The 12,944-nt window shown below is 49.3% G+C and carries 12 protein-coding genes and 1 tRNA gene; 9 read left to right on the forward strand and 4 right to left on the reverse strand.

Translation table 11 applies throughout. The features are described from left to right. Nucleotides 1-11: 11 nt before the first annotated feature. The gene (locus IEV89_RS20420) at nucleotides 12-620 is read right to left on the reverse strand and encodes an HD domain-containing protein (protein WP_188475353.1); all 609 of its coding nucleotides are present in this window, start codon (nucleotides 618-620) and stop codon (nucleotides 12-14) included. 336 nt (nucleotides 621-956) lie between these two features. Between IEV89_RS20420 and trhA the strand changes: the two genes are divergently transcribed. Further along, nucleotides 957-1,601 carry a PAQR family membrane homeostasis protein TrhA gene (gene trhA / locus IEV89_RS20425; protein WP_188475354.1) on the forward strand — a complete coding sequence of 215 codons (645 nt, stop codon included), beginning with the start codon at nucleotides 957-959 and terminating at the stop codon, nucleotides 1,599-1,601. Between the two features lie 46 nt (nucleotides 1,602-1,647). On the opposite strand, the gene ygfZ is transcribed toward trhA, so the two are convergent. Then, nucleotides 1,648-2,640, reverse strand: coding sequence for a tRNA-modifying protein YgfZ (ygfZ, locus tag IEV89_RS20430; protein WP_188475355.1), 993 nt, complete (start codon nucleotides 2,638-2,640; stop codon nucleotides 1,648-1,650). Nucleotides 2,641-2,921: 281 nt separating this feature from the next. Here ygfZ and sdhE point away from each other — a divergent pair, with 281 nt between their 5' ends. After that, nucleotides 2,922-3,188: an FAD assembly factor SdhE gene (gene sdhE, locus IEV89_RS20435; RefSeq protein WP_188475367.1), complete on the forward strand. Its 267-nt coding sequence runs from the start codon at nucleotides 2,922-2,924 to the stop codon at nucleotides 3,186-3,188. Beyond that, nucleotides 3,169-3,615: a protein YgfX gene (locus tag IEV89_RS20440; protein WP_188475356.1), complete on the forward strand. Its 447-nt coding sequence runs from the start codon at nucleotides 3,169-3,171 to the stop codon at nucleotides 3,613-3,615. Before sdhE ends, IEV89_RS20440 begins: the two co-directional genes overlap by 20 nt. A gap of 7 nt (nucleotides 3,616-3,622) precedes the next feature. On the opposite strand, the gene fldB is transcribed toward IEV89_RS20440, so the two are convergent. Then, nucleotides 3,623-4,144 carry a flavodoxin FldB gene (fldB, locus tag IEV89_RS20445; protein ID WP_188475357.1) on the reverse strand — a complete coding sequence of 174 codons (522 nt, stop codon included), beginning with the start codon at nucleotides 4,142-4,144 and terminating at the stop codon, nucleotides 3,623-3,625. 85 nt (nucleotides 4,145-4,229) lie between these two features. Here fldB and xerD point away from each other — a divergent pair, with 85 nt between their 5' ends. The 6 genes from xerD (at nucleotide 4,230) to IEV89_RS20475 (ending at nucleotide 10,621) form a co-directional block, all read left to right on the forward strand. Further along, the gene (gene xerD, locus IEV89_RS20450) at nucleotides 4,230-5,135 is read left to right on the forward strand and encodes a site-specific tyrosine recombinase XerD (protein ID WP_188475358.1); all 906 of its coding nucleotides are present in this window, start codon (nucleotides 4,230-4,232) and stop codon (nucleotides 5,133-5,135) included. 25 nt (nucleotides 5,136-5,160) lie between these two features. Beyond that, complete coding sequence (gene dsbC, locus IEV89_RS20455; protein ID WP_188475359.1) at nucleotides 5,161-5,877, forward strand: bifunctional protein-disulfide isomerase/oxidoreductase DsbC; 717 nt, start codon at nucleotides 5,161-5,163, stop codon at nucleotides 5,875-5,877. 6 nt (nucleotides 5,878-5,883) lie between these two features. Then, nucleotides 5,884-7,617, forward strand: a complete 1,734-nt coding sequence (recJ, locus tag IEV89_RS20460; protein ID WP_188475360.1) for a single-stranded-DNA-specific exonuclease RecJ — start codon at nucleotides 5,884-5,886, stop codon at nucleotides 7,615-7,617. A gap of 142 nt (nucleotides 7,618-7,759) precedes the next feature. Continuing rightward, nucleotides 7,760-8,858, forward strand: a protein-coding gene (gene prfB, locus IEV89_RS20465; protein WP_188475361.1) for a peptide chain release factor 2 whose coding sequence is annotated in 2 segments (ribosomal slippage) — nucleotides 7,760-7,834 and nucleotides 7,836-8,858 — 1,098 coding nt in all. Because the reading frame shifts where the segments join, the coding sequence is not laid out codon by codon here. 9 nt (nucleotides 8,859-8,867) lie between these two features. Then, nucleotides 8,868-10,397, forward strand: a complete 1,530-nt coding sequence (gene lysS, locus IEV89_RS20470) for a lysine--tRNA ligase (protein ID WP_188475362.1) — start codon at nucleotides 8,868-8,870, stop codon at nucleotides 10,395-10,397. 150 nt (nucleotides 10,398-10,547) lie between these two features. Next, nucleotides 10,548-10,621 (forward strand) — tRNA-Gly (locus IEV89_RS20475). Nucleotides 10,622-11,283: 662 nt separating this feature from the next. On the opposite strand, the gene IEV89_RS20480 is transcribed toward IEV89_RS20475, so the two are convergent. Next, nucleotides 11,284-12,444, reverse strand: a complete 1,161-nt coding sequence (locus IEV89_RS20480; RefSeq protein ID WP_188475363.1) for a glycosyltransferase family 9 protein — start codon at nucleotides 12,442-12,444, stop codon at nucleotides 11,284-11,286. Between the last annotated feature and the right edge of the window lie 500 nt (nucleotides 12,445-12,944).

Below are 12,944 nucleotides of genomic sequence, written 5' to 3' on the forward strand. Positions count from 1 at the left end.
AACGCCAGGCGTTACTTCAACCAGCCCTGCGCGTGGGCATTATCCAGATGGCCACGCACGTGTTGCCACAATTCAGGGTTAATGTCGCCGATGAATGCATTGCGCGCCAATACCTGTTCCAGACGAATGTTATTTTCCACCCAGCTCTGGCCTTGATTATTCAGATTCATCACCACGGGCAGAATGCGGTCAATCACCAGCGCAAAGCATGCCTCCGGCGTCTCACCTTCTTCATACTCGTTCCATAAGTCGAGAAACTGCTGGTTCAGCGGTGCTGGCAACATGCCAAACAAACGTTTGGCGGCCAGCACTTCCTGGTCGTGTACGGCTGCGCGTGCAGCGAGGTCATACACCAGCACATCGCCAGCATCGATCTCTACGATGTCATGCAACAACGCCATACGGATCACTTTCTGAATATCGACATCTTTTGGTGCGTAGGGAGCAAGAGTCATGGCGGCGACGGCGAAATGCCAGCTGTGCTCCGCGGAGTTTTCTTGCCGCTGAGTTCCGAGAACTTTAGTGCGGCGTTGCACGCTTTTCAGTTTGTCGATTTCCATCAGGAACTGAAAAACTTCGGTCATTGTGCCGAAATTCAGCGTGGGAGAAGCTTCAGACATATTCAAACCTCAATCATTGTTGACATCATTTTCGGATTATTGGGCTATACGATAATCCGATGATGCCCAAAAATCATGTTTATGCATGACGGATCGAAGCCCATGGGAATCAGTGATATATCGATCTTGTCGATAAAGTGAGTATTTATAATTGCTTAACAAGAATTTAAACATTAAATAAATATCAAGAAGAGAGGCGGTTACATCAGTTAATACTAATTTTAGCGTACACGTGTACACTGGAATAGTTCTCAGTTAATCTACTTTACAGGTCTATTTATTGACCGTTCTAATAAGGCGTTTTTCTCCATCATTACTTTCGGGAATTGTGAATTTATGAGTAAAACAGTGCGTCAGGATTATCCCTGGGCTGAAGAGATCGCCAACAGCCTGAGCCACGGCGTGGGGTTAGTGTTGGGTATCGTAGGATTAGTGCTGTTGCTGGTACAGGCAACGGCCGAAAACGCCGGTATAGTGGCGATAACCAGTTACAGCCTGTACGGCGGCAGCATGATTTTGCTGTTTCTTGCCTCAACGCTTTATCACGCGATCCCGCACGAAAAAGCCAAATATTGGCTAAAAAAACTCGATCATTGTGCCATCTATATTTTGATCGCAGGAACTTACACGCCATTCTTGCTGGTCGGGCTAAACTCACCGCTGGCAAAGGGGTTGATGGCAGTGATTTGGGGGTTGGCGCTGTTTGGGGTGATCTTCAAAATGGCCTTTGCTCACCGATTTGAGGTGCTGTCACTGGTGACTTACCTGACTATGGGCTGGCTGTCGCTGATTGTGATTTATCAACTGGCGGTAAGGTTGTCGGCAGGCGGTGTTACTTTACTGGCGGTAGGTGGTTTGCTCTATACATTGGGGGTGATTTTCTACGCCTCGAAGCGAATTCCCTTTGGTCATGCTATCTGGCACGGGTTCGTGCTTGGCGGATGCGCATGTCACTTTTTTGCCGTGTATTTTTATCTCTAGTTTCTCGCTGGGCATCCCGTATGGGGCCCAGCGAGTAGGGTTTAAATCACTTTTCTTCAACCAGCGAATACGGCAACGGCTGAATGCTTAATTGACTGGCGGCGTCATCCCGCACGCGCAGTTTGGCGTCGGTTTCAAGGTCATTATTCAGCACGGCCTGCACCCATATGCTGCCATCGTTAAGCTGACTTGCGGCCAGTATGCTGCCTGTCCGGCGCCAATTCTCCCCCAGCTGTAACTCCAGGTCATCCCCGGCGGCAGGCAGTTTGCTGGCATGACCGGCTAACCAGTAGAGCGCACGTTTATTGGCACCGCGATATTTGGCGCGGGCGACCATCTCCTGGCCTGCGTAACAACCCTTGGTGAAACTGATGCCGTCCAGCGCCTGAATATTGGTGGCCTGCGGAATAAATTTTACGCTGTTGACGGTGTCAATCACTGGATAACCGGCCTCGATCTCCAGCGCAAGCCATTGCTGACTGTCATTGAGCTGAGCATGCTCGCCCAACTCTTCCACCACTTGTTGTGCTTTTTCGGGGCTGGTGACAATCAGGTAACGCTCGGCGGGCAACGACAGATGCAGCAGCGTGCTTTCATCTTGCTGCACGACAGGTTGTTCTGCGCTCGGCAGCGTAGAGAACAGATCTTTCAGCGCATTACTGGCCTCGAAACCGGCGACACCCAGTAGCACCACGTCATCATCTTCGGTAAAGGTCACTTTTGAGAATACGGCATACTTCTTCATTTCGGTCATCTGTTGGTTGCGCAGATTACGGCGTTCTATAAACGCCATGCCGTCACCGCGCTTAAACAGACGCATGTTGCTCCACATTTTGCCTTTCGCATCACAGTGGGCGCAAAGCGTGTGCTGGTCTGGCGCGAGGGCTTCGACATCGACAGTCACCTGACCCTGTAAATATTTCATCGTATCGGCGCCGGTCATGGAGACCATTGCCCAGTCTTCCAGTGAAATTAAGGTCAGCGGCAGATGAGAAGAGGCCGAAGGTTTTTGCGGTGGAAACGGAAATGTGTACGCCATAATGCAATCCTGGGCTGAGAGAAATGAACGGTTAGCCTCATGGTAAAAGAGCCCGCCCGCTTTGCAAACTCAATTTATGCCATTTACGGGATGCCTCGCTGCGAATCTCTTTGTGACATGAAAATGTCCTGGATTTTTGAGATGCGTGATGGGGAAGTGAACATCGGGGCATGTAAAGGTTACGCACAGGGCGCCTGGGCTGTTAGAATCCTCTCCGACCGATAAAAAACATTGTCAATGTACCTTAAAAAAAGAGTCAGCTTATGGAAAGCAAAACCCCACTGGACATTCATAACAGATCCCGTATTCACTGGGCATGCCGTCGCGGTATGCGTGAACTGGATATCTCCATCATGCCGTTTTTCGAACACGAATATGACAGCCTTGATGACACTGACAAGGTGCTGTTTGCGCGCCTGCTTACTTGCGACGATCCCGATTTATTTAACTGGTTGATGAATCACGGCGAACCTCAGGACGTCGAATTACAGCGCATGGTGGCTCTCATTCAGAAGCGAAATAAAGACCGTGGCCCTGTGGCAATGTGATTTACGGGTTTCATGGCGCAGTCAGCTCATGTCGCTGGGTATTCATGGCGGAATAATGCTGGCGATTTTGCTCGCGCCATGGCCTGCAGGTTATTGGCCGGTATGGATGACGCTGTTGTTGGTGGTGATATTCGAATGTATCCGGAGCCAACGGAGGATCACCTCGCGGCATGGCGTGATCAGTCTGCTCGATAACAACCGGCTGATTTGGCAGCACGAGGAGTGGGTGATCAAACAACCGGTCTGGATGATCGACAGCGGAATATTACTGTCTTTGCACCGCGAGAAGCGCAAAGGCGGACTACGTCAGGCGATGCGCCGGTCGCGACGGAAGCTTTGGCTGGCATCCGACAGCATGAGTCAGGAAGAGTGGCGTCGGTTGCGCCAACTATTGCTTAATGCGCAACCCGAAAGAGAGATCCACTGACGTCGTTTTAGCCCAACAAAGCATCCATCTCCAGCAGGATTTGGTCGCACCACGCTTGCAGGCGTTCGTCACTGAGATCGAACTGGTTAACCTCATCTAACGCAAGCCCGACAAAGTGTTTGCCATCCGGGCTCAGAGGTTTAGGGCTGGTGAATTCAAAGCCTTCGATTGGCCAAAAACCGATGAACTGTACGCCAAGCGGCACTAATTTGTCGTATAACATGCCAAGTGCATCGAGGAACCATTCACCGTAACCAAATTGATCGCCCATGCCGTACATGGCGATGATTTTATCGTGCAGATTCAGCGTCGGGAGCTTATCCCACACCGCTTCCCAATCTTCTTGAATTTCGCCAAAATCCCAGGTTGGGATGCCGAGGATCAGAATGTCGTACTCTTCCATTTTGACCGGATCGACATCTTTTAAATTGTGTAAATCGACCAGCTCTTCACCGAGGATCTCGCGAATTTTTTCCGCAGCCATTTCGGTATAACAGGTGCTTGAGCCGTAAAAGAGACCAATTTTCATGCTTGTTGCCGCAACGTCATAAGAATGTGAATGGGGTGCATTCTATACCTAATGAAACAGCGTTTGAATGAAATAAGGAATCAACGTGTCCGATGCCGACTATGATCAGGCTCTGTGTGAGCAGTTTCTGGATATGCTATGGATCGAGCGGAATCTCGCCGAAAATACGCTGGCATCTTATCGTCAGGATTTAAAATCGCTGCTCGGATGGCTGCATCATCACGAAACTGACTTGCTGCATGTCCAGGCCGATAACCTAAAATCTTTCCTCGCAGAAAGAGTGGAAGGGGGCTACAAAGCCACCAGTTCAGCCCGTCTGCTTAGCGCGATGCGCCGCCTTTTTCAGTATATGAATCGGGAATCTTTGCGCCACGATGATCCGACTGCGCTATTATCCTCACCGAAACTGCCACAGCGTTTACCCAAGGATCTCAGTGAGGCGCAGGTCGATGCACTCCTGGGATCTCCCAGCATAGATATTCCCCTTGAACTGCGTGACAAAGCCATGCTTGAGCTGCTGTATGCCACCGGATTGCGTGTATCTGAACTGGTCGGGCTGACGCTCAGTGATCTCAGTCTGCGCCAAGGGGTAGTGCGGGTTATCGGTAAAGGCAATAAAGAACGGCTGGTGCCGCTCGGTGAAGAAGCCGTGTATTGGATTGAGTACTATTTTGAGCACGGGCGGCCATGGCTGCTTAACGGCGTGTCTCTGGATATCGTGTTTCCCAGCAACCGTGCGCAGAAAATGACCCGGCAGACTTTCTGGCATCGCATCAAACACTATGCGATCCTTGCCAATATTGATGCTGAACGGCTGTCTCCCCATGTGCTCCGGCACGCTTTCGCCACGCATTTACTGAATCACGGAGCGGACCTGCGTGTTGTACAAATGCTATTGGGGCACAGTGATTTATCGACCACCCAAATTTATACTCATGTAGCGACTGAAAGGCTCAGACTGCTGCATCAACAACATCATCCCCGCGCTTAAATGCGGACGGATAAAGGACCCAATGATGAAAAAAGGTTTAATGCTGTTAACGTTACTGGCCGCGAGTATGACCACCACTGCTCAGGCTGACGATGCGGCGATCCAGGGAACCCTAAATAAACTGGGCATGAAAAATGCCGAGATCCAGACTTCTCCCGTTGCTGGTCTGAAAGCGGTGAGCACAGAGAATGGTGTGATTTACATCACCGACGATGGTAAACACGTGTTGCAAGGCCCGATGTACGACGTCAGCGGCGCGCAGCCAGTCAACGTGACGAATAAAGCGTTGATCACTAAGCTTGATGCGCTGAAAAGCGAGATGATCATCTACAAAGCTAAAAACGAAAAGCACGTGATCACCGTGTTCACTGATATCACCTGCGGTTACTGCCACAAACTGCATCAACAGATGCAGGACTATAACGATCTCGGCATCACCGTGCGTTATCTGGCGTTCCCACGTCAGGGTCTGAACTCTAAAACTGAAAAAGATATGCAGTCCATCTGGTGCACTGGTAACCGCAAGCAATCTCTCGATGCTGCCATGCGTGGTGATGAAATATCTCCTGCCAGCTGTAAAACCAATATTGCTAAACATTTTGAATTGGGTGTGCAATTTGGTGTGTCCGGAACCCCGGCTATTGTGCTGGAAGACGGCACGATGATCCCAGGCTATCAGCCGCCAAAAGAGATGGCTGCGATGCTCGATGCTCAAGATGTTTCAAACAAAACCGGTGGTTGATTTTACGTGACTTTGCTGACCCAACTTCGCCGCCGTAAGGCTGCTGACGGTACTTCCCTTCCGGCCGAACTCTCTCCCTTATTGCGACGGTTATATGCCGCGCGTGGTGTTCAGAACCCGCAAGAGCTGGAGCGCGGCGTGCGCGGGCTGCTGGGTTATGAGCGGCTTGATGGTATGGACACGGCCGTGGTTCTGCTGCAAAAGGCGCTGCGGGATCGTCTGCGTATTATCGTGATAGGCGATTTTGATGCCGACGGCGCGACCAGTACCGCCCTTACTGTACTGTCCTTGCGTAGCATGGGGTGCAGCGAGATAAATTACCTGGTGCCTAACCGTTTTGACGACGGCTATGGCCTTAGCCCGCAAGTTGTCGAACAGGCCGCTGCGCGGGGGGCGGAGCTGATCCTGACGGTCGATAATGGCATTTCGTCGCACGCAGGTGTAGACCTCGCGCACGAGAAGGGCATTCAGGTGTTGGTCACTGACCACCACTTGCCGGGCGAGACGCTGCCTGCCGCCGAAGCCATCATTAACCCTAACCTGCACGGCTGCGAATTTCCTTCCAAGTCACTGGCGGGGGTTGGTGTAGCGTTCTACTTAATGCTGGCACTGCGTGCCGCATTGCATAAAAGCGGCTGGTTCGAAGAGAAAGGGCTGCCGATTCCGAATCTGGCCGAATGGTTGGATTTAGTTGCGCTCGGCACTGTAGCTGACGTCGTGCCGCTCGATGCTAACAACCGCATTTTGGTCTATCAGGGATTGAACCGTATTCGCGCGGGGAAATGCCGTCCGGGTATTCGTGCTTTGCTGGAAGTCGCCAACCGCGAGGCACGAACGCTCGGTGCCAGTGATTTGGGTTTTGCGCTTGGGCCGCGTCTGAACGCGGCCGGGCGTCTGGATGATATGTCGATCGGCGTGGCATTGCTGCTCAGTGATGACATTGCACAGGCTCGTGCTCTGGCCAGCGACCTGGATGCGCTGAATCAGACCCGCCGTGAAATCGAGCAGGGAATGCAGGTTGAGGCGCTGGCGTTGTGTGACAAGCTGGAAAGCAGCAGCGACGAACTGCCTTATGGGCTGGCCATGTACCATCCTGAGTGGCACCAAGGCGTGGTCGGTATTCTGGCTTCCCGCCTGAAAGAGCGCTTCAACCGGCCGGTGATTGCGTTTGCCCCTGCCGGTGATGGCATTCTTAAAGGGTCGGGTCGTTCGATTGCCGGTTTACATATGCGCGATGCGCTGGAGCGCATCGATACGCTCAATCCTGGGCTGATCATGAAGTTTGGCGGGCACGCCATGGCGGCGGGGCTGTCGCTTGAAGAGAGCAAATTTGACCAATTCCGCGCCTGCTTTGCTGAGTTGGTGGGCGAATGGCTGGATCCTTCGCACCTGGAAGGGGTCATCTGGTCAGATGGCGAACTGGCGGGTAAAGAGCTGACTATCGATACTGCCGAAATACTGCGTGACGGCGGGCCCTGGGGGCAAGCTTTCCCAGAACCGACTTTTGATGGTCGCTTTCGCATTCTGCAACAAAAACTGCTCAAAGAGCGCCACCTGAAGTTGATGATTGAACCTATTGGTGGCGGGCCGTTGCTTGACGGTATTGCGTTTAATATCGATCCGACCTTCTGGCCGGATAGTAGCGTGCGTGAAGTTGAACTGGCTTACCGCCTGGATATTAATGAATATCGTGGCAACCGCAGCGTTCAGTTAATTATTCAGCATTTATGGCCGAAATAAGCCTCTTTACCTCTTGTGGCAAAGATAAATAAACGGCGCTAAAAAAACGGCAACTTGCTATAAACTCGCTGCTAATTCCGTTAGAATTGGCGGTTCGAATGGCATTGGGCCAGCTCCGAATCAACGTAAGACGTGAAAAAATATGTTTGAAATTAATCCGGTAAAAAACCGTATTCAGGACCTGACTGAGCGGACTGACGTCCTCAGGGGGTATCTTTGACTATGATGCCAAGAAAGAACGCCTCGAAGAAGTAAACGCCGAGCTCGAACAGCCGGATGTCTGGAACGAACCTGAACGTGCACAGGCGCTGGGTAAAGAACGTTCCACGCTGGAAGCGATTGTCGAAACCATCGACCAACTGACCCAGGGCCGTGATGATGTATCCGGTCTGCTGGAACTGGCGATTGAAGCCGATGACGAAGAAACTTTCAATGAAGCTGTGGAAGAACTCGATACTCTGACGGCTAAACTTGAGCAACTAGAATTCCGTCGCATGTTCTCTGGCGAATATGATAGCGCCAGCTGCTATCTGGATATTCAGGCGGGTTCAGGTGGGACAGAAGCCCAGGACTGGGCCAGCATGTTGTTGCGCATGTACCTACGCTGGGCTGAGGCCAAAGGATTCAAAACGGAAGTGATTGAAGAGTCTGACGGCGAAGTCGCAGGCCTGAAATCTGCCACCATCAAAATCATTGGTGACTATGCCTTCGGCTGGCTGCGTACGGAAACCGGCGTTCACCGTCTGGTACGTAAGAGTCCGTTCGACTCCGGCGGCCGTCGCCATACGTCGTTCAGCTCCGCGTTTGTGTACCCGGAAGTAGACGACGACATTGCGATCGAAATCAATCCTGCCGACTTGCGAATCGATGTCTACCGCGCGTCAGGTGCGGGCGGTCAGCACGTCAACAAAACAGAATCTGCGGTGCGTATTACTCACCTTCCCACTAACATAGTCACCCAGTGCCAGAACGACCGCTCACAGCATAAAAATAAAGATCAGGCCATGAAGCAGATGAAAGCCAAGCTTTATGAGTATGAGATGCAAAAGAAAAATGCTGATAAGCAACAACTGGAAGACAATAAGTCTGATATCGGCTGGGGCAGCCAGATCCGTTCATACGTGCTCGATGATGCGCGTATTAAAGATCTGCGCACCAGCGTTGAGACGCGAAATACGCAGGCCGTTTTGGATGGCGACCTGGATAAATTCATCGAAGCCAGTTTGAAAGCCGGGTTATAAGGAACCAAAATGTCTGAACAGCAACCAAAAGTGCAGGGCGCAGAACATGTGCCGGATCTTAACAACGAGCTGAAAGCCCGTCGTGAGAAGCTGGCCGCCTTGCGCGAAACCGGCAACGCTTTTCCTAATGATTTCCGTCGTGACAGTATTTCTGACGACATTCATGCCAAATATGACAGCAAAGAGAACGAAGAGCTGGAAGCGTTAGGCATTGAAGTCACCGTCGGTGGCCGCATGATGACCCGTCGTATCATGGGCAAAGCCTCTTTCGTGACCTTGCAGGACATGGGAGGACGTATTCAGCTTTACGTTTCCCGTGACGATTTGGCCGAAGGTGTTTACAACGAGCAGTTCAAGAAGTGGGATCTGGGTGACATCCTGGGTGCACGCGGCAAGTTGTTTAAAACTAAGACCGGCGAACTGTCGATTCACTGTACTGAACTGCGTCTGCTCACCAAAGCGCTGCGCCCATTGCCTGATAAATTCCACGGCCTGGCCGATCAGGAAACCCGTTACCGTCAACGTTATCTTGACTTGATCGCCAATGATGAATCGCGCAAGACTTTCAAAATTCGTTCACAGATCATGGCTGGCATTCGCAGCTTTATGGTGGAAAACGGCTTTATGGAAGTCGAAACCCCAATGATGCAGGTGATCCCTGGCGGTGCTGCGGCACGTCCTTTCATCACGCATCACAACGCGCTTGATATCGACATGTACCTGCGTATTGCGCCGGAACTGTATCTGAAGCGTCTGGTGGTGGGTGGTTTTGATCGCGTATTCGAGATCAACCGTAACTTCCGTAACGAAGGCGTTTCTCCGCGCCATAACCCAGAGTTCACGATGATGGAACTCTATATGGCCTACGCGGATTACAAAGACCTGATCGTACTGACCGAAACATTGTTCCGCACGCTGACAGAAAAGGTTCTGGGCAGCAGTGTTGTGCAGTACGGTGAGCAGACGTTTGATTTCGGCATGCCGTTTGCCAAGTTGACTATGCGTGACGCGATTTGCAAATACCGTCCAGAAACTAACGTTGCCGATCTCGACGACCTGGCGAAAGCGACGGCAATTGCAGAGTCCATCGGTATCAACATTGAGAAGAGCTGGGGTCTGGGCCGTATTGTGACTGAGATCTTCGAAGAAACCGCAGAAGCGCAACTGATTCAGCCTACTTTCATCACTGAATACCCGGCAGAAGTTTCACCACTGGCTCGTCGTAATGATGAAAACCCGGAAATCACTGACCGCTTCGAGTTCTTCATCGGTGGCCGTGAAATCGGTAACGGTTTCTCCGAGTTGAATGATGCAGAAGACCAGGCGCAGCGCTTTGCCGATCAGGTTTCTGCGAAAGATGCAGGCGACGATGAAGCGATGTTCTATGACGAAGACTACGTGACAGCACTGGAACACGGCCTGCCACCGACAGCAGGTCTTGGCATTGGTATCGATCGCATGGTTATGCTGTTTACCAATAGCCACACCATTCGCGACGTTATCCTGTTCCCAGCGATGCGTCCGCAGACACAGAAATAAGCCTCAAAAGACATCACAAAAGGGCGCTCAGGCGCCCTTTTTCATGTTCAGGATCACGTCACACGCTAACTGCTTAAAACTCCAGCGCTTATCGACAATCACGCCTTGCTCCGCTGCCGTAACCCGTTATAATGCACCTCGCATACCGATGCGGGTGTAGTTCAATGGTAGAACGGCAGCTTCCCAAGCTGCATACGAGAGTTCGATTCTCTTCACCCGCTCCAATATCACTTCCAGCAACATCCATTCAAATCTATCAAAGCCAATAATTACCAGGCATAAGGCCAGCTCTCGATTACTCAAGGCAAACCAACGTCTATCTAAATCGACATATCAGTGTGTATGAAGTGGAATACCTGGACAGGTAAACGCTGGCCTTACGGGGTAAACCGGCGGGAGTGATGTATCACTCAGGCCAGGGAAGTTGCTATACCAGTAGAGGATTCAGACGGTTAGTTTAGATATGCCGGCTCAAACAGGGCATAAGTCGTTGTGGAAATTGCTGGGATACCCTCTGCTGACATCATTGACTCTGTCATTTTAAGTGTCGATACGCCTCTGGATATACAGGCTGGTGCAGCTCTCCGTTACGCCGGAAAGCTGCTAGGAACGAAAGTGATCCAGACTATCTATCTCCAAACTTAGACCACCACCGTTCCGAGCATTATCTAATCTAACCTTGTACTAATGTGGGAGCACCTATCCTGGATTTATAAATTTTAGTATATTATTCATTATCTTACTTGAGTATCAAACGATCAGGACAATTCCTTTCCGATGAGATCACACTCTGTTAGCAGCAAAAAAACTTGGTAGTACTATCCCTTATGAGTTGTCGATGCTAATTCAATAAAATTCAGCCGAAAAAATAAAGCATAACTGATCGTCACGTCCCTCGATGAGTTAATAAACCTCTTTTGTTTATCTCGTGCAATATAAGTTCAGGAACACTCTCCATATCAGATATTTTTCTTTTATTAACAATAATCTGACTTGCATTTTTATAACCAGGCGCCCACAAATCATTATTGTCCGTTATATTTTTGTAAACGCAAACCAGTGGTTTTTTCCATGCTGCAGAAATATGCACAATCGAAGTGTCTGGAGATATAACCATATCAGCCTCATGAATTAATGCCATGACGTGATGTAGCGAATTAAATGGATTTATAATAACGTTATCAGGAAGAGGCATATCGAGTTCTTTTCTGTGATCAAGAACAATAAAAATTATGTTATTTGATTCTTCGTTAAGCATCCCAATGATTTGGGATAGTTGTTCTTGAGACAAGTTTCTCTCTGGGCTTCCAGTGAAAACATTAATAATAACTTTAATTTTATCCTCCCACATATTGAAATATTTTTTCACCTCACTGATGATAATATCAGGGATATGCAGGTCATAGGCATGATGGTTTGTAAGGTTAAGTCCCATTTTATGAGCCACCAAAGAAATGGCTTTTGTTACATGTTCCTTACCATTTTCAAATGAAATGGATTTGCTGTAGTGGTTAATGCTACTCCATTTATTAAATCCAAGAACATACCTTGCGTTTATGTCTCGGAAAAGCATCATCCTATGCACCGGGGTATCAAACAAACAGAGATCAACCACAAGGTCATAATTATTTTCACTCAACGTTTTAATTGTCGGACCTGCCACGGTATGGCTAAATCTTTTCAAAAAAACTTCATTGTTACAGTCACCTGCCTCGTAGACATGCCTCACATAGGGGTTATGTTTCATAGCGACGCTACTTGATTTTGTAAGTAATAAATCGACGGTATAACCAGACTCATGAAGACACTTCACGAGTGGAGTAGAAACCACCACATCTCCAATGGTTCCCTCATTGCGCAGAAGCAGTATGGTTTTGACACACTTGATATCAAACACGCTTTTACTACGCTTATCCCAGATAAGCTTTGCAATATATATTTTAATACTAACTTTTACTTCTTTGATGAAGTAATTCTTCCTTCTGTTCCACTCTCTTAACTTTCTAAAACGCCCAGTTGAAATAGAAATATCCAAGTCCATATTCATACAGCCTCCATTTTTCCTTAAGGAATAACTCATTCATATAAAAAATGATTATTTATCCCATTTGATATAGACGTTCATCCAATGTCGTATATCGGTTCCTTATAAAAACTCCTGCCAGTTTGACCGACGTCATGATCTTAATTCAGAAGATTCGTTGATACGTTGTCAGTATCGAAGAACGCTTTAACGGTTCGGACAACAAGATCGGCGTCTTTTGTTCGCTGGCGTTCAGGCCAAAATCACCTAAAATTTCAACCATGTTGTTAAGAACTAATGAATCAAAATAGCGTCAATACGCCACTATTTTAATCTAGTGATATAACCAAGTAAACGTCATTTGATGCACTTACTTGCTTAGGGTTCACTTCGTCATTGTGTAGTCCCTCCTGAATTTAGTCTTACTGCTTGATAGAGTTCTCTGGTTAAAATACAACCATTGGGAGGCTCATCATGAAGAAAGCGCGTTTCACTGAAACTCAGATCCTGCGAGTTCTAAAAGA

The organism is Hafnia psychrotolerans (genome assembly GCF_014639435.1).
Lineage (GTDB): Bacteria > Pseudomonadota > Gammaproteobacteria > Enterobacterales > Enterobacteriaceae > Ewingella > Ewingella psychrotolerans.